This window comes from Chroococcidiopsis sp. CCNUC1, from assembly GCF_023546805.1.
In the GTDB taxonomy this organism is placed as follows: domain Bacteria; phylum Cyanobacteriota; class Cyanobacteriia; order Cyanobacteriales; family Chroococcidiopsidaceae; genus Chroococcidiopsis; species Chroococcidiopsis thermalis.
Genome location: NZ_CP097480.1, coordinates 1,934,838 through 1,952,181 on the forward strand (window position 1 = coordinate 1,934,838; position 17,344 = coordinate 1,952,181).

Here is a 17,344-nt window from a genome sequence, read left to right on the forward strand (position 1 = left end):
TCGTGAGAATTTCTATACTTTAAAATCAGAATCGATTACTTGCTTGCCACGTTCTTTGACTACCCATTTCTGAGCGAGCGCGCTGAGATTCCGACGTTCATCACGAATTCTACGAGCTTGATAGCGCAGCAACTTAGCCTCAGCGCATAATTGCAAAGCTTGAGTGTGTATGAGCCTAGTTATAATACATTGATTCCTTAAGTCTAGTTCTTGGTAGGATGGCTTTTTAAGAGAATGCATAGGCAGGGCAGCTATAAGGGATGAGAGAGCGACCGATCGTAGTAAACTACGATCGGTCGCTCTCTCATCCCTGTCATGGGGGAGAAAAGCCCAGACTAAAAATAAGGGATTAAATTTACTGGCATGTAGTTAAACTAAGCCGCAGAGCCACTCCTGCGGCTTAGTTTAACGTGATTTCGACCAACAACCAACAACCAATTTAATCTATAGACTCCTCACGCACGATCGCCAACCCCAAATCCTTATAAGCAGCCAACGCCTCATTCGCTACCGTTGGTGCAGTCACCAAATAAGTCAGAGCGTGAATCGATTCCACCACATAAGGCGCAGCCGTATCTAGCTTCGCAGCCGTTGCCAATCCTACCACCTCCGCCGCCCTTGCAATCATCGCTCGTTTGACGTACGCCTCATTTAAATTCGTCACGCTAATTCCAATTTCTGGATGCAAACTACACACCCCCAACATGCACAAATCGGCACGAATCATCCGTAACGCCTCAACAGTAGCCGCACCAACATTAACTATGGCTTTTTTATAAAGCTGTCCGCCCAACATCACGACTTCAATATAGGGATGATCTGCCAACGCAACGGCGATTGGCGGGCTATTTGTGACGACAGTTGCTTGTAAATCTAGCGGTAAATGACAAGCTACCTGAAGCGTCGTCGTACCCCCATCCAAAATTACCACCTGCCCCGCACAAACTAATTTTGCCGCAGCACGGGCGATCGCCTCTTTTTCTTTCGGTGCTTGTTTTTGGCGATCGGCGTAACTCGCGATCGCGGGTGAAGCCAAAAGCGCCCCACCATGCACCCGTTGCAACAAACCCGACTCTGCCAATTCCCGCAAATCTCGACGAATCGTATCCTCAGAAACATTCAACGCCGTACTGAGTTCCGATGACAGCACCTTTTTATCGCGGCGCAGAATATCTAAGATGTATTGCCGTCTCTCTGCGGTTAGCATAGTCGCTCTGCCTGAAATTGCGTTTTCGATCTTGAAATTGCACCCTTATAAGTATAAACTCATAAACATGCAGGTTTTTGCATGTTAGTCAGTGCTTGTAACTGAATTCAAGCATAATTCAAGCATACTTATGCACGTTTGAGTGTATCGTGCTTGACAGCGCTTTTGTAGCCACGAGCGATTGACTCGATCCCCACAGACTGCTTTGCTGTTTGTAGCGATCGAATTGCAATCCTGCTGACAACCTTCTCGTGCGATTGACCCGTCCGTAATAGTTCCTCACTAAAATATTAGCCATGACTATCACCGCTACTAAATTCCCTATCGATCTCGGTGCATACAAACCTCTGAAACTCGATCCAAGCAACCCCGTCCTCACAAACGAACAGCGAGAAACTTTAAAAGCAAATATTCAACTTTGTCGCGATGCGATCGTTTTATTTACGGCAACTGGAGCTGCGAAAGGAGTTGGCGGACATACAGGTGGACCCTACGACACCGTACCAGAAGTCATGATTCTCGATGCCTTCTTTCGGGGAGCGCCGGATAAATTCGTGCCAATTTTCTTTGATGAAGCGGGACACCGAGTCGGCACTCAATATTTAATGGCAGCTTTACGCGGTGAATTACCAGCCGAACAACTGCTGAAATATCGCGAAGCAAATTCTAAACTACCAGGACACCCCGAACTAGGATTAACTCCTGGCGTGCAGTTTAGTTCGGGACGGCTGGGACATATGTGGCCCTATGTTAACGGTGTGGCAATGGCAAATCCTGGCAAAGCAGTATTTTGCTTGGGTTCGGACGGTTCGCAGCAAGAAGGCAATGACGCGGAAGCAGCACGGTTAGCGATCGCCCAACACCTCAACGTGAAGCTAATTATCGACGATAATGATGTAACAATCGCCGGACATCCTTCTAAATATTTGCCTGGTTTTAGCGTTGCCAAAACCCTACAAGGTCATGGGTTAAAAGTACTTGAGGGAGATGGTGAAGATATTGATGATTTGTACCGTCGTCTGTGCGAAGCTGTAACTACACCAGGTGCGATCGCGGTGATTAACAAGCGTCCCATGTGTCCTGGGATTGAAGGCTTAGAAGGCTCTACCCACGGTCATGACGTGATTTCGGTAGATTTGGCGCTGAAATATCTCGAATCTCGCGGACAAGCGGCGGCTGTCGAACATATCAAGAGCATCCAAAAACCCAAAGATAGCTACACTTTCCTCGGTTCTGGAGACAAATTAGGCGCTAACCGCAACGTATTTGGCGAAGCAATGGTAGAAGTTCTCGGTCGGATGAGCGAGACGGAACGCAAGGAAAAAGTCATGGTCATTGATAGCGACCTAGAAGGTTCCTGCGGTCTGAAGAAGATTCACGATGCTTACCCCGAAATCTTCATTCCTTCTGGGATTATGGAGCGCGGTAACTTTTCGGCTGCGGCTGGATTTGGCATGGAAAAAGGCAAGCAAGGAGTTTTTGCCACATTCAGCGCCTTCCTAGAAATGTGCATTTCTGAAATTACGATGGCGCGGCTGAATTATTCCAATGTCCTTTGTCATTTTTCCCATGCAGGTGTTGATGACATGGCAGATAATACTTGTCATTTTGGCATCAACAATATGTTTGCCGATAATGGCTTGGATGACGGTCACGAAACACGGCTGTATTTCCCCGCCGATGCCAATCAGATGAAAGCTTGCGTGAATGCTGTATTTAGCGATCCTGGTTTGCGTTTCATCTTCTCTACCCGTTCCAAAGTACCAAACATTCTCGACGGTAACGGTAACGACTTATTTGGCAGCAACTACAAATTCGTCCCTGGTAAAGATGAAGTCGTGCGGGAAGGAACTGCGGGTTACATCGTCAGCTTTGGTGATGCCTTGTACCGCTCCCTCGATGCTGTAGAGCGTCTGAAGCAAGAAGGAATCGATGTGGGTTTAATTAATAAAGCCACGCTGAATGTTGTCGATGAGGAGACGATGGCAAAAATCGGCAAAACTTCCTTTGTAGTGGTTGCGGAAGCCTTTAACCGTCGCACTGGCTTGGGTAGTCGTTTCGGTTCTTGGTTATTAGAGCGCGGCTATACTCCTAAATACGCTCACCTCGGTACTTATCGTGAAGGTTGTGGCGGTTTGTGGGAACAATACCCACATCAGGGAATTGACCCAGCAGGAATTATGAATAAAGTCAAGGAATTGGCGAAATAATCTTATCCTTGCACTAATCAATCGCTCTTAGCCCCCTCACGCTCTTAGCCCCCCTTTTTAAGGGGGGTTGGGGGGATCTTCTCCGCCGTAGTCATCAAGCATCGATCCGATCCAAATCAATTCAATCATGAGTTTTTGATGCGATCGCAAAACCAATAAAAAATAGTATCTACCACAGAAATACCGATAGAATCAAATATTTTAACTTTTAACTTTTGACTTGCTAGTATGACAACTGATTTCTATAAATACCATGCTTTTGGGAAACGATTATATTGTTATCGACCCAAATATAGTTAACTTTAACTTAAGTGAAAAAGCAATTCAATTAATTTGCGATCGCAATTTTGGTATTGGTTCAGATGGGATATTATATGGACCTATTTTTACAGGGGATAAGATAGAACTGAGAATTTTTAACCCTGATGGTAGTGAAGCTGAAAAAAGTGGTAATGGAATTCGGATTTTTTCGAGATATTTAGTTGATGCTGGATACATCAAGACAAAAACATTTCAATTAACAACTTTAGGCGGTGAGGTTGCTGTCGAAGTTTTAAACCCAGAAGCAACGCTGTTTAAAGTGGATATGGGAACTGTTACTTTTGAAAGTGAATTGATTCCGGTGACTGGTTCGCCTCGCCAAACAGTTGCGATCGATTTACCTGTAAACGATTTAACTTTGAAAGCCACTTGTTTATCTATTGGTAATCCTCACTGCGTTATCCCAGGATCGGAAGTTTCTCAGGAGCTTGCTGTATCTTTAGGGGCAAAAATTGAAAATCATCCGCTATTTCCTAAACGCATAAACGTGCAGTTTTTGCAAGTACTCGATCGCCAAAATATTCAAATAGAAATTTGGGAACGAGGCGCTGGTTATACTTTGGCTTCTGGTAGTAGTAGCTGTGCGGCTGCGAGTGCTGCTTATAAATTAGGTTTGGTTGACGATCGGGTTAAAGTACACATGCCAGGAGGAGAAATTGATATTGAGATAGTAGGCGATCGCGTTTTTATGACTGGTGGTGTGTCGGCTGTGGCTCAGGGTGAATTTGCGAAGGATTTTTTGAGCTGCCTGAATCTTCTCATCGATTGAGTGGCAACGCGACGACAAATCGAGGTGAAGTTGTATCTCTTTGTAGACCATGAAATTCTTGATTTGTAATCAGGGTGAGTGAAGTCGCGTTTGAATCTAAGCGAGTGGCGAAGGTCAAGTCACCGTTAAATGTACTGTAGGAAGCCACTTCTACTCTGGGATTGTCGATCGCGGGAATAACATCGTATTGATTGCCCAAATTGTCAATCAGAATCAAATTTTGAGGATTCGTGTTGAGTTTAATTGTTTTAGGCGATCGATTGACGACAGCTACATTCACAATGATGCGATCGGCTGCAAAGCGAACTCCCATCACTTGTAATACTGTTCCATTGGGATGTTGAACTTTTAAGCCCTGCTCCGAGTAGGACAGAGCCGCCCGTTCGGTTCTCACCGGAGCAGTTGCTGACGCAGTGCTAATTCGATTCGTCCGAATTGAATGGGTGTTAGAGGAGCTAACGTTGGGCGACCTGACGTGCAGCCGCGCCCCATTTCGTAATCGAATGTCAAAATTACCCGTAGGAGGCTGAATTTTGCGTCCGTTAATGGTGTAGGATGGCGGAATCACCCATCCAGCATTTGCAGAACGTCTCGGTTGAGATGGCGCAGTTTGCCCACGAGTAACGGTCTGTTTGATGGGAATTTGCAGGGTCAGGAGCGGATACTGAGTTGTCGGATCGGTCTTTAACCCCCTGCGACTATTCGTGACTAACATGAGGGAGGTTGCTTGAGGTGCAAGTCCACCCCGAAAGGTCAGCCAACCTTGCGAGGTTTTACCAGGATTCATCGCTAAATATCGATTTGTTTCTGGGGGTTCCATAAAGTATCGATTGCCCAAATTATCGATTAAAACCATCCCTTTAGTGCTATTGAGTTGAATTTTACGGGAGCTACGATTGACCGCAGTAAGATTCAGCGAGATGTTGGTTTTGGTAAATTTTACGTCTGCCAGCTGTAAGCTCGTGCCGTTAGGATGGACGGCTTCAAGAGTCGTTTGAGCGGAGGTGGAAAATTGAGCTAGGACGCGAGGTGAGATTGCTAGCGGCACTGAAGCGAGTACCGAACTAGACAGCAGCAGGGCAAGTAGTCTTTTCATAGTTTTAGTTCCTCTATAACTAAATTGAGGAGACAAAATCAATAGACTAAGCTGAGTTTGAAATGCGATTGATGATGTGCCGATTGACACAGCAATTGTAAGCGATCGCCCTGCCAAATCGTGGAGAGTTTAGATTGCGTTAACTATCGATTAACTTGCCGATCTGCTTTACTATACAGAATTCACTTTTTTGTCATAGCGATCGCTCAAGTTCGCTCAAAACCCATACTCTCACAGTGGTTGGCGCGGTCTAACGGTTGAGATGATGTATGGCGAAACCGCCAGTGTCAACGCAAAATTTTATGAAAGACGTAAATAAAAAAGTCGCTGTTTCGCCCTCACGTCCATTGATTTGTTGTGCCGCACCGTTATTTTCAAAAGCAAATATCTTATGAAGTGCGATTGTCAGAACAACTAACAGCTCAAGATTTCGTCGCTAATTGGATGTTCCAGCCTTCTGAATTGTCGCTTGTATTGTTTCGCTCTCGCCGAGTTCATAAAGACTTATCAAATTGTTCTCGATTGTGAAGATTTGCCGAACAGTCATATCCGCGAGCAAATTGCCTTGCAAATCTCTAATGATTTGATGAACTGTTACGACATCTCTATTGTTATCATCCGTTTCGTAATTTAATGGTTCGAGTTGCGGTTGAATAATCTTGAATTGATTCGTCCAATACTCGCGCACTGCGTCGCGCCCGTAAACGAAACCGCCTTCCATTCCGTTCGCCCATTTTACGTCCGGTTGCATAAACGAAATGATTGTTTCAATTTCGCGCTTGTTGAAAGCATTGTAAAGATTTTGTAGAAATTGTTGTTGATTTGAACTCATAGTTCTTGAATATACATCACGAACTTTGTCAAAACAAGAAAGCGACACGAACTTTGTCAAAACAAGAAAGCGACACAACGGCTCAAATCAGCGGCGGCTAGTGACTTATGATTTCTGACAATAACCTTTATTCCGCCGCTGCAACGACTTGTTGGGCTGCTGTCCCCGACCGCTGGCTTCGCGGTGCTAGCGATCTAAAAACCATAGATAAATTTCTATGCAAACAAAAGATTTTTTTTTGATTGATTAATAAGTAAGCTTACTCAGAGTGGCGTACAGTTAAAAATATACAAATGATTTAACTATTGCGATTTAGTTTTTCAGAACTTGAAGTCGTTTGACAATCATTCTCGGCAGTCTGCTGTTGAGACTTCTTTAAGCGCGATCGCAGATGCCAAGTTCCATTCTCCAGCCGATTTTTATCTATAGCCGATCCTTGCTATGAAATGGGTCGCTTCTAGTTAGTTCGATCTACCGTTCGTTTACCTCAATTATGGCAATCACCAATCTCATCCAGTTTAATAACCTCCGGGGCGATATCTTCGGCGGTGTCACGGCTGCCGTTGTCTCATTACCCCCGGCTGTGCATTCGGCGTTGCCTTTGGGGTGGGTCTCCGCGGTGGACTCTATGGGGCAGTTTGTGGCGGCTTTTTTGCCGCTCTGTTTGGCGGTACCCCAACGTCGTCTGAACCGACCGGGTCAATAGCCGTAAGCCCTGTCTACAGGTTCTCGTGCAACACCTGTGCTGTAGGGGTGAAGCGCCTCACTCTTACTCTCTTTAACTCGCTAAAGTTCATTTAGTTCATTCATTGCAATACTTCTCGTCAGAGGAGGTATAAGGAGGTACTCGTGGATTTTTTGTCCTATTTTTTAATGGACTTCGTTAAGCAGTTGCAGTCCCCAACACTCGGCTTTTTAATTGGTGGTATGGTCATTGCCGCTCTCGGCAGCCAACTGCAAATTCCAGAGTCGATTGTTAAGATCATCGTCTTCATGCTGCTCACCAAAATCGGTCTGACCGGTGGTATTGCGATCCGCAATTCCAACCTGACGGAAATGATTTTACCTGCAGCGTTTTCGGTAGCAGTCGGGATTCTCATTGTATTCATCGCGCGCTATACATTGGCCAAGCTGCCAAAGGTCAAAACCGTGGATGCGATCGCGACTGGAGGGTTGTTTGGTGCCGTGAGTGGCTCTACGATGGCTGCCTCCCTAACGCTCCTGGAAGAACAAAAAATGTCTTATGAGGCATGGGCTGCCGCACTCTATCCCTTCATGGATATCCCAGCACTCGTCACTGCAATTGTGGTTGCCAACATTTATCTCAACCGGAAGAAGCGTAGGACAGCAGACGAGTATCTCAGCAAGCAGGAATCTTTCAGCAAGCAGCCCGTTGCGGCAGGCGATTATCCCGATCGGCAAGATTATCCCGGCAACCGACAAGAGTATCGCAAGCAGAAGGATTCTGCGGATAATCGAGTCAAGATCTGGCCGATCGTACAGGAAAGCCTCCAGGGACCTGCCCTATCGGCAATGTTGCTCGGCATTGCTCTTGGCATCCTCACCCGACCGGAAAGTGTCTATGAAAGCTTTTACGACCCCCTCTTCCGCGGCTTGCTTTCGGTCTTGATGCTGGTTATGGGTATGGAGGCTTGGTCAAGGATTGGCGAACTACGCAAGGTTGCCCAGTGGTATGTCGTGTATAGCCTAGTGGCACCGTTTGTGCATGGGCTAATCGCCTTCGGTCTCGGTCTGATTGCCCACTACGCCACAGGATTCAGCCTTGGCGGTGTCGTGATTCTAGCCGTCATCGCCGCCTCCAGTTCAGACATCTCAGGCCCGCCCACGTTGCGAGCTGGTATCCCGTCCGCTAATCCCTCCGCCTACATCGGTGCCTCCACAGCCATCGGTACGCCCGTTGCGATCGGCTTGTGTATACCGTTTTTCCTCGGGCTTGCCCAGGCAATCGGCGGCGGCTAGTCCCAGTCGGGCGCAGTCTGTCGGCGCTCCCTTGTCTCGGCAGACCAAGTAGATCAACATATAAGATCGAGATACAGAGGTAAGAAGGTAACTAACATGGCTAAGCCAGCGAAAAAGCTTGTCATCGTCACAGAAAAGATTTTGCTGAAAAAGATCGCCAATATTATCGATGAATCCGGGGCGACTGGTTATACGGTGGTGGAGACTGGCGGTAAAGGCAGTCGCAACGTGCGATCGTCAGGTCAACCCAGCGTTTCTGACACCACGGCGAATATAAAGTTCGAGATACTTACCCCAGATCGGGATATGGCTGAGAATATTGCGGATCAGGTCGGAGTGAAGTTTTTCCTCGATTATGCGGGCATTATCTACATCTGTGACGCGGAGGTCCTGTACGGGCACAGTTTCTGTGGACCAGACGGCTGTTGAATCGAGACGACTTAGACACAAAAAGCCGGGTCATGACCCCGGCTTTTTGGTAGCCGTTACTTCAAACTTTAGTACCCCCCGCAGTTTTATGACTCCCTCAAACCCTTAACCTTCATTGCTTTAAACTCATGATTTTGTCCAACATTCTGCCTCCTTTCAGTGGGGGATAGCCGCTCTCATGACTCCGCTACCATTCCTGGCGACCGTTGTTGCTGAGGATTCACCTATTATTCTGTCTGGCGTATTGCTGACGCTGGTAGTAATTTATCTAGCCAGCAAGTTTGGCGCAGAGGTCGCAAGGCGATTGGATTTTCCACCCGTCCTGGGGGAACTGGTCGCTGGTGTGATTGTCGGCGTTTCGGCGTTGCACCTGGTGATTTTTCCCGAAAGGGGGCTGTCTGCCTCTGACTCGGTAATTATGACGGCGTTGCAAGGGTTAAATCAATTGGCACCGGATGCGCTGACCCGAATCTTTGAATCGCAAAGTGAAGTGATTTCGGTTCTAGCTGAAATCGGCGTGATTATTCTGCTGTTTGAAATTGGACTGGAATCCGATCTGCGGCAACTGAAGGAAGTGGGCATTCAAGCCACGGTTGTCGCCTGTGTCGGAGTCGCAGCACCTTTTACGGCGGGTACGGCAGGGTTAATGATGCTCTTTCATGTAGCTGCAATTCCAGCGATTTTTGCGGGAGCTGCGTTAACGGCAACGAGTATCGGCATTACCTCTAAAGTGTTGGCAGAGTTAGGTCAACTCAAATCCAAAGAAGGGCAAATCATTGTTGGCGCGGCGGTGATTGATGATGTCCTTGGCATTATTGTCTTGGCTGTAGTCGCCAGCTTAGCCAAAACCGGTGAGATTGATGTCGCCAATGTCATTTACTTGATTGTCAGTGCTACAGCATTCTTGATTGGAGCAATTTTGTTGGGGGGTGTCTTTAACAAAAGTTTTGTGGCGATCGTAGATCGGCTCAAAACCCGTGGAAATATTGTTATTCCGGCATTCATCTTCGCTTTCTTTATGGCATTTTTAGGTAACGCCATTCATCTCGAAGCGATTTTGGGTGCCTTTGCAGCGGGTTTAGTGCTCGATGAAACCGATGCCCGGAATGAGTTAGATGAATTAATCAAACCAATCGCCGATTTACTAGTACCAATCTTCTTTGTGACGGTGGGAGCGCGTGCCGACCTCGGTGTTTTGAACCCGGCAGTACCGGAGAATCGAGCAGGACTATTGATTGCTGTCTTTTTGGTAGGGGTGGCGATCGTTGGCAAACTGGTGACGGGCTGGGCAGTGTTTGGACTACCCGGAATCAATCGCTTCGCGATCGGGGTTGGGATGATCCCTCGAGGTGAGGTGGGTCTAGTGTTTGCTGGCATCGGCTCAGCTAGCGGCATTTTGGATAAGCCGTTGGAGGTGTCGATTATTATCATGGTAATTTTGACAACTTTTCTGGCTCCACCTTTTTTACGGGTTGCTTTTGGTTCATCCACGAATCCCATCCCAGAATCTACCACGGCTGTAGAAACAGCAAGTGAGTAACGGTTTTACGAGATTACGGCTGTTTACTCAATAGATGATTGTGGTGCGAGGTTGGGTGAACGATCGAGAAATTGCAGAGTTTCTAGCACCAAGTTACACCAATCAACGGTAGTTGGGTAAATGCCGATGACCTCGTGTTCATTTGACTCTAGACACCGACAGCCTATCTGTCGGTTACGTCCTCACCAATACTCAATCGTTGTTGTGGCTGGTGATAGATTTAGTGTTCCCAGCCAGTAACATTTAATACCAGCTACAACAACATCCGATTGCGAATCTTAAACGGAATTTTTCTGTATAAATAGTGTTTTAAGTGAACCCGCTTCTACAAGTTCTGGCGTTCAAAATTTGCTGAAATGTAAAAATGCGATCGCCTCTCATTCCCGACTCCTGTACGGGCGGGTTTATCCACAGAATTCTGGGTTGTTTCATAAATCTCCTGTAAAAACCCGCCCCTACGACTCCCGATACAATAGAGGTGTTGAGAATAATTTTTAGTATTCTGTCTTATGACTGTTACCCAATCGACCGATCTATCCTCTACTCAACCAGCTAGCGTTATGGGTGGGGAAGTGCGCGAATTTCCTTGGTCTTGGCAAGGACAATCCCTCAAGTTGGTCTACGAAACTCTGGGACAAGGAACGCCCGTTCTACTCTTACCTGCCTTTAGCACCGTTTCTACTAGAGGAGAAATGGCGCAACTGGCAAAGTTATTATCTCCGCATTTTCAAGCTGTAGCGATCGATTGGATTGGCTTTGGCGTATCGTCTCGCCTTCCACTCGACTATCGCCCTGAGTTATATCAGCAGTTGTTAAAAGACTTTGTTAATAGCACGTTTCAAACTCCGATTATCGTTATCGCTGCTGGTCATGCTGCTGGTTATGCAATGCAACTGGCAGCCAGTCAACCACAAGCTTTTTCAAAAATTGTCCTCGTCGCACCTACTTGGCGGGGTCCTTTAACAGTAATGGGTGTCAATAAGCAGGTCGCTGGGACGGTGAGGCAAGCCGTGCGATCGCCTGTTCTCGGTCAGGCTTTGTATAAGATGAATACCACACCTGGCTTTTTGCGCTACATGTACGGCAGTCACGTCTATGCAGACAAGACAAAGCTGACAGACGATTTCATTCAACAAAAATGGAAAATTACCCAGCAACCAGGGGCGCGATTTGCTCCAGCTGCTTTCGTGACTGGGAATTTAGATCCGGTGCAACAACGAGAAGATTTTCTCAATTGGTTTCAAGGATCTATACCCGTGTTAGTCGTTATTGGGGAACAGTCTCCACCCAAGTCGCGGGCAGAAATGGAAGCTTTGGCAACTTTACCAGGAGTCCAGACAAAGACACTACCAGGTTCGCTGGGTTTGTATGAAGAGTATGCCGCCGAACTAGCAGAGATCGTTTTGCCTTTTCTACTCTAGCGATCCATCGGTAGCGTAACTGTAAATGTAGTACCAACTTCCTCTTCACTCTCAACCGCGATCGCGCCTTGATGCAATTCTACCGCTTGCTTGACGACTGCTAGCCCCAATCCAGTCCCAGGAATACCACCGACATTACTAGCGCGATGAAACGATTCAAACAGCCTTTGTAGATCCTTGGGAGGAATTCCAATCCCTTCGTCTTTGACACGGAAAATCGCCTCGTTTTCTTGATAAGTAAGTTCAAGCGTGATATCGCCACCTTGGGGTGAATATTTAATTGCATTTGAGAGTAAATTGGTCAATATCTGCTGTAAAAGCTTTTTATCCACTTTGGCGGTGAAACGTTTGCCTGGAGATACAAGTGCGATCGCGTGTGCTTCTTTAGCTGTCAGCTGCATTTCTGCTACCAACTGACGGCAAAATGCTTCTAATTCTAGCTCAATTGGATTAAACTCTAATTTGCCAACCTCGGCGCGACCGAGCGTAAGTACATCATCTAACAGTTCGATCAACCGATTGACTGCGGCTTGCTGACGTTGGAGCAATTCTTGTTTTTTCGGCTCGGATAGTTTGTTATTGCTGCGAACCAACAGTTGAGCTGTACCAGAAATCAAATTCAGTGGGTTGCGAAACTCATGAGAAACCATTGAAACAAACCGAGATTTCAATTCGTTCAATTCGCGTTCTTTTTCTAAAGCATTACGCATTTCAGCTTCTGCTTGCTTGCGTTGGGTAATGTCGAGGACAAAAGCAACACAATTTAAACGGGGAGAGCGTTCTACCACAGTAACTCCAATTAGCACCGGAACCCGACTGCCATCAGCTCGAATATACTCTTTCTCAAAAGCATTACAAACACCCGTATTTCTTAACTCCTCGATCGAATCGCGATCGCGATCGCGATACTCTGGTGGAGTCATATCATTCCAACGGATCTTTCCCTGCTTTAAGTCTTCGCGGGTATAACCGACCATTCTTAAAAAGGCATCATTGGCATCTGTAATGTTCCCCTCTATATCGGCAGCGATCGCCCCAATTAAATTAGAGTTAATTAAGCGCTGAAACTGGATTTCACTTTGGTGCTGGGCGGCGATCGCTCGTTCTTCTCCCGCCTCGGCTTGCTGACGGGCGACTATTTGTTGCTGAAGTTGCTGATTTGTGGTCTGAAGTTGAAGTGAAAATTGGCGCGATCGCAGTAAAACTTCTACCCGTGCCTGTAACTCTATTTTTTCAATCGGTTTGGTAATTAAGTCGTCGATACTTTGCCATAAATGCCGAGTCGCGTATCCTACATCCTGACGCGTATTTATGAGTAAAAAGGGTAAAATTACTGGCTTTTCAGCAGCTCTTTTTGCTTGCACCCATTCCCAAAAATGGTCTAATGCTCTAGCATCGAGGATACATAGGTCAAAGGGTTGCGAATCTAAATCTGCTGGCTCAGTTATCTTTGCTGCCACTTCCGGTAGAATGACCGAATAACGAGGTGCTAGCCACTCCGATAACAGACGACGATTTTCTTGATGTTCGAGCAGCAGTAGAATTCGACCCATAGTTAATAGTTAATCATTAATAGTTAATCGTAAAATCATCACGCTCGCTGTAGCAGATTGCGAATTAACTGTAATAGGTTTTGAGCAGTCAATGGTTTAACTAGCAAGCCGAGTGCGCCGCGAGCCAGACACGCCTGCTGCATTCCAGCTTGATGAGGTGCTGCGATCGCGACGAAGGGAATGGCTTTCTCTTGTAACCGTTGGCATAAAGACCAAATTTGGCGATCGAACCCAGAAATATCTAACAACACTAACTCGATCTTATTCGTATTTTCTAACACGGACTCGATTTCTGCCTGACTTGCCGCGCTAAGAACTTGATATCCCTGTTTCCCTAAAAACTGAGCTAACAATTCTGAATTACGACGGTTGCGATCTACACTCAGTATAATTGGCTTTTCATCACTCACCGTTTTTATCGATCCATTTGGGAGTACCGCTAAGGATGTTGTGTAAATGAGTTAAGGGTTGCCCAAGCTTGATTCCGTAACGAGTGACTTCTAGCTCTCGCAGAGTTTTTTCAAAACTAGACAACCGTTTCTTTAGTACGCCAATTGCTTTGCGGATCTCGCCTTCGATCTCCAAATAACGCAGAAAAATAATATTATCTGTCATGTAGCTGATGCCTATTTCCGTCGCCCGAAAGTTGCCCGTAATGCTTTCAGTTTCGTTCACTAAAATCACCGTCACTCCCATATTTTGCAAATACTTACAAAGGGCGTGCAAGTGAGTCACTAAATCCTCATCTCGACCGCGCAGGGAAATTCGATAACCAGAAACGCTATCAATCATCACGATCCGAGCCTGTTTCTGCTCTACTTCCTGCTGCACCATATTGGCAAACTCATCGGGACTGTGGAGGAGTGGTTCGATCGGGATGACAGAAAGCGTTTGTCGCTGCATCATCGCATAAACTGGAATATTGATGGCTTCGCAACGATGCAGCATGATATCAATCGCTTCCTCAAACATATAAACAACCGATCGCTCCCCCCGTCCTGCGGCTTCTTTCATAAATTGGAGTCCGATGGTTGTCTTGCCAACTCCACTTGGACCCGTAAACAACGTTACTGTTCCCCGTTCTATCCCACCATGCATTAGCTCGTCTAAGTCTGTTACTCCCGAAGGAATCATCTCTAACTTAAATTCTCGCTTGTGGACTTCAGGCTGGAGGCGAGGAAAGACTTCCATACCTCTGTCAGTCAAACGCATAAAATGTAAACCAGATCGAAAGTTAGAGCCACGGAATTTCGTAACGCTGATGCTACGTCCCTCCAAGTTTTGATGGAGATGGATTGCTCCATCGCTCATAAACTGTAGATCGTCATCTGGTGCGGAGCCGCCATCTTCAGAAGAAAATAGTACCGTTGCGCCTTTCTCTAATAAAAACCGCAAAAACGACAACACTTGTTTGCGGAACTGAAATGTATCGCTAGATAAATAGCGAAATTGAGTCATCGCATCTAAAAACACCCGCTGCGGTTGCAGCGATCGCACCTGCTCTACAATTTGTTGCGTCATCGGTTCTCGTTCGACTTCCGCCGCCGAGAAAATATCGTAAGTCTGGACTTGGCTAAAAAAGTCTGATGTTGGGCTGAGGTCGAGGAAGGTAATTCCTTGGGTATCAAAACCTATATGCTCGGCATTTGTGCGAATTTGCTCTGCGGATTCCCCTAAAGTTATATACAGCGGCTTTTCACCGCTAGCAACGCCTTCAACCAAAAAACTGAGTCCAAGTGTTGTCTTGCCCGCGCCCGATCCTCCTCGCACCAGATAAGCTCGAACTGGAATTAATCCACCATGCAGCACTTCGTCTAATCCTGAAATGCCTGTGGACATACGCTCACTCATTGCTCAAGTCCTTCAAATCAGTACCCACCATTTTCTAGTTCGATTTTTTTCAGTTTTAATTTTAATTGAATTCTTTAGACTTTAAAAGTCATTTTTTTTAATGAGATTTTTTCATAGTACAATCGTTAGCTTTTTGAAAACTGTTATGTGTTAGCCTTAAATAAAAATTTAATCAAAAAAATCTTAAAATAAGAATTAAAAGTAGAGAGTTCTATTACTTTACAGCAGTTCGTATGTTTTTTTAAACTTGTTGTCATTCAATTTATGGCTACAACTGAGATTTACATCTACTGAGTGAGAAGGTTTCAGATTTTAGTAGGGTAGGCATTGCCCGGCGACTAATAAATCTATATTCGAGCTAAGAATATTCGATTTTCTTTAAAATTAGGCAATATATAGCAGTTCTCAATGATTTGTAAAGTGGGCTTCTAGCCTGCCGCAGGCTAGAAGCCTGCTCCACGTTCATGAATTAAATAGGATTGCTATATAACTTTATGACTGGCTTAATTAATTGTTTGAACAACTTGAAGTGGAATTAAATTTGTTGTTTAATTTCCAGTATTGAATGCTTTCTTCATTTTATCTTTGTTATATTGTTTTTGGAAAACAATTATCGCCCTGAGTGCTATAGTAATTTGAGTTAATCGTGGGCATTGCCCACCCTACAATGAAATTGTCTCCCTGTCTCTATCTGTTAGAGAGATTTAGCTCGCCTGCCCAAATTTAATTTTAAGTCGCTGTAGCGCAGGCTGCTACTCGCTCCAGTAATTACGGCGCAAATTGTAGTGCGCGTCAGGCTGTAAAATTGTATAGGAATGGTTATCATTCTAAATTATGTAAGGTAAACAAGTTGAGCTATGGTAACTACAGCAGCAGATAATGTAGTCCCCGTTACCGTACTGACGGGCTATCTCGGATCGGGTAAGACAACCCTACTCAATCGCATTCTGACCCACGAACACGGTAAGAAAGTAGCTGTAATTGTCAATGAGTTTGGGGAAGTAGGAATCGATAACCAATTGGTGATTGATGCAGACGAAGAAATCTTTGAGATGAATAATGGTTGCATCTGCTGTACCGTGCGCGGTGACTTAATTCGGATTATTGGTAATTTAATGCGGCGGCGCGATAAATTTGACCATTTGGTAATTGAAACCACTGGGTTAGCCGATCCTGCGCCCGTGATTCAGACATTCTTTGTCGATGAAGATATGCAAACCCAGCTATCTTTAGATGCAGTCGTAACAGTGGTAGATGCCAAGCACATTTGGCAGCACTGGGAAGCAGATGAAGCTCAAGAACAGATTGCTTTTGCCGACGTGATATTGCTCAATAAGATCGATTTAGTCTCAGAAACAGAGTTAGCAGAATTGGAACGGCGAATTCGTGGCATGAATGCGATCGCCAAAATCTACCACACCCGTAACTCTGAATTGGGTATGGATGCACTCTTAGGCGTGCAAGCCTTCGATCTCAAACGTGCCCTAGAGATCGATCCAAACTTTTTAGGAGAAGATGCCCACGAACACGATGAAACTGTAGGTTCCATTGCCATTGTCGAACCAGGGACTCTCGATATGCAAAAGTTGAACGATTGGTTATCTTACTTATTGCAAACACAGGGACCCGATATCTTTCGCATGAAAGGTATTTTAAATATTGCTGGAGACGACCACCGCTACGTATTTCAGGGGGTACACATGCTATTTGAAGGTACGCGCGATCGCCCCTGGAAATCTGACGACGAAAGAAAAAACGAATTAGTATTTATCGGGCGCAATTTAGATGCAGACAAGCTGAAAGAAGATTTTCGGGCTTGTTTGATTTAAGGGAGTCGGGAGTCGTAGGGGCGGGTTTTTTTGAAGATCCTGGCGAACAACAAATAGTTCCGCTATCTAAACCCGCCTGTACAGGAATCGGGGAAGGGAGAGGGGGGAGACAAGGGAGAGGGGGGAGACAAGGGAGACAAGGGAGAGGGGGGAGACAAGGGAGAGGGGGAGACAAGGGAGAGGGGGGAGACAAGGGAGAGGGGGGAGACAAGGGAGACAAGGGAGACAAGGGGGAATAATTACCAATTCCAATTACCTATTACCTATTACCTATTACCTATTACCCATTACCAACTACCAACTACC

General features: G+C 45.9%; 16 protein-coding genes and 1 pseudogene. 9 read left to right on the top strand and 8 right to left on the bottom strand.

Translation table 11 applies throughout. From position 1 onward, the window contains the following. Window positions 1-439: 439 nt before the first annotated feature. Together M5J74_RS09105 and M5J74_RS09110 are read right to left on the bottom strand one after the other, a co-directional pair. Window positions 440-1,207, bottom strand: a complete 768-nt coding sequence (locus M5J74_RS09105) for a DeoR/GlpR family DNA-binding transcription regulator (protein WP_250016351.1) — start codon at window positions 1,205-1,207, stop codon at window positions 440-442. A 118-nt stretch (window positions 1,208-1,325) separates the two neighbouring features. After that, a complete protein-coding gene (locus M5J74_RS09110) occupies window positions 1,326-1,505 on the bottom strand; it encodes a hypothetical protein (protein WP_127024072.1) in 180 nt (59 codons plus the stop codon). Between M5J74_RS09110 and M5J74_RS09115 the strand changes: the two genes are divergently transcribed. Further along, window positions 1,504-3,417: a transketolase C-terminal domain-containing protein gene (locus M5J74_RS09115; protein ID WP_250016352.1), complete on the top strand. Its 1,914-nt coding sequence runs from the start codon at window positions 1,504-1,506 to the stop codon at window positions 3,415-3,417. The two genes, M5J74_RS09110 and M5J74_RS09115, sit on opposite strands and share 2 nt — an antisense overlap. A gap of 253 nt (window positions 3,418-3,670) precedes the next feature. Further along, entirely contained in the window at window positions 3,671-4,507 is an 837-nt protein-coding gene (gene dapF, locus M5J74_RS09120) for a diaminopimelate epimerase (RefSeq protein WP_250016353.1), read from the top strand. On the opposite strand, the gene M5J74_RS09125 is transcribed toward dapF, so the two are convergent. Both M5J74_RS09125 and M5J74_RS09130 read right to left on the bottom strand, forming a co-directional pair. Then, window positions 4,497-5,603, bottom strand: coding sequence for a hypothetical protein (locus M5J74_RS09125; RefSeq protein ID WP_250016354.1), 1,107 nt, complete (start codon window positions 5,601-5,603; stop codon window positions 4,497-4,499). The genes dapF and M5J74_RS09125 overlap by 11 nt on opposite strands. A 436-nt stretch (window positions 5,604-6,039) precedes the next feature. Continuing rightward, window positions 6,040-6,435 carry a nuclear transport factor 2 family protein gene (locus M5J74_RS09130; RefSeq protein ID WP_015153811.1) on the bottom strand — a complete coding sequence of 132 codons (396 nt, stop codon included), beginning with the start codon at window positions 6,433-6,435 and terminating at the stop codon, window positions 6,040-6,042. A 493-nt stretch (window positions 6,436-6,928) separates the two neighbouring features. On the opposite strand from M5J74_RS09130, the pseudogene M5J74_RS33365 reads away from it, so the two are divergent. The 4 genes and pseudogenes from M5J74_RS33365 to M5J74_RS09145 all read left to right on the top strand — a co-directional run. Then, a pseudogene (locus M5J74_RS33365) lies at window positions 6,929-7,146 on the top strand (SulP family inorganic anion transporter); the annotation flags it as partial. Window positions 7,147-7,284: 138 nt separating this feature from the next. Further along, a complete protein-coding gene (locus M5J74_RS09135) occupies window positions 7,285-8,415 on the top strand; it encodes a sodium-dependent bicarbonate transport family permease (RefSeq protein ID WP_250016355.1) in 1,131 nt (376 codons plus the stop codon). Between the two features lie 96 nt (window positions 8,416-8,511). Then, entirely contained in the window at window positions 8,512-8,844 is a 333-nt protein-coding gene (locus tag M5J74_RS09140; RefSeq protein ID WP_015153814.1) for a P-II family nitrogen regulator, read from the top strand. A gap of 178 nt (window positions 8,845-9,022) precedes the next feature. Beyond that, window positions 9,023-10,384, top strand: coding sequence for a cation:proton antiporter (locus M5J74_RS09145; RefSeq protein WP_250016356.1), 1,362 nt, complete (start codon window positions 9,023-9,025; stop codon window positions 10,382-10,384). Between the two features lie 309 nt (window positions 10,385-10,693). Here the strand turns inward: M5J74_RS09145 and M5J74_RS32610 are convergent, their stop codons facing one another. After that, window positions 10,694-10,816 carry a hypothetical protein gene (locus M5J74_RS32610; RefSeq protein ID WP_256498742.1) on the bottom strand — a complete coding sequence of 41 codons (123 nt, stop codon included), beginning with the start codon at window positions 10,814-10,816 and terminating at the stop codon, window positions 10,694-10,696. Window positions 10,817-10,893: 77 nt separating this feature from the next. Here M5J74_RS32610 and M5J74_RS09150 point away from each other — a divergent pair, with 77 nt between their 5' ends. Further along, a complete protein-coding gene (locus M5J74_RS09150) occupies window positions 10,894-11,805 on the top strand; it encodes an alpha/beta fold hydrolase (protein ID WP_250016357.1) in 912 nt (303 codons plus the stop codon). Here the strand turns inward: M5J74_RS09150 and M5J74_RS09155 are convergent. From M5J74_RS09155 to M5J74_RS09165, 3 genes are read right to left on the bottom strand one after another with little or no spacing between them, the layout of a single operon-like run. Then, window positions 11,802-13,358, bottom strand: a complete 1,557-nt coding sequence (locus M5J74_RS09155) for an ATP-binding protein (protein WP_250016358.1) — start codon at window positions 13,356-13,358, stop codon at window positions 11,802-11,804. The two genes, M5J74_RS09150 and M5J74_RS09155, sit on opposite strands and share 4 nt — an antisense overlap. Before the next feature lie 38 nt (window positions 13,359-13,396). Further along, window positions 13,397-13,768: a response regulator gene (locus M5J74_RS09160; protein WP_250016360.1), complete on the bottom strand. Its 372-nt coding sequence runs from the start codon at window positions 13,766-13,768 to the stop codon at window positions 13,397-13,399. Further along, the gene (locus M5J74_RS09165; protein WP_250016362.1) at window positions 13,761-15,209 is read right to left on the bottom strand and encodes an ATPase domain-containing protein; all 1,449 of its coding nucleotides are present in this window, start codon (window positions 15,207-15,209) and stop codon (window positions 13,761-13,763) included. The genes M5J74_RS09160 and M5J74_RS09165 overlap by 8 nt, the downstream gene beginning before the upstream one ends. 857 nt (window positions 15,210-16,066) lie before the next feature. Between M5J74_RS09165 and M5J74_RS09170 the strand changes: the two genes are divergently transcribed. Together M5J74_RS09170 and M5J74_RS09175 are read left to right on the top strand one after the other, a co-directional pair. Then, the gene (locus M5J74_RS09170) at window positions 16,067-17,038 is read left to right on the top strand and encodes a GTP-binding protein (RefSeq protein ID WP_015153820.1); all 972 of its coding nucleotides are present in this window, start codon (window positions 16,067-16,069) and stop codon (window positions 17,036-17,038) included. Beyond that, window positions 17,026-17,277, top strand: a complete 252-nt coding sequence (locus M5J74_RS09175) for a hypothetical protein (RefSeq protein WP_250016364.1) — start codon at window positions 17,026-17,028, stop codon at window positions 17,275-17,277. Before M5J74_RS09170 ends, M5J74_RS09175 begins: the two co-directional genes overlap by 13 nt. Window positions 17,278-17,344: the final 67 nt, after the last annotated feature.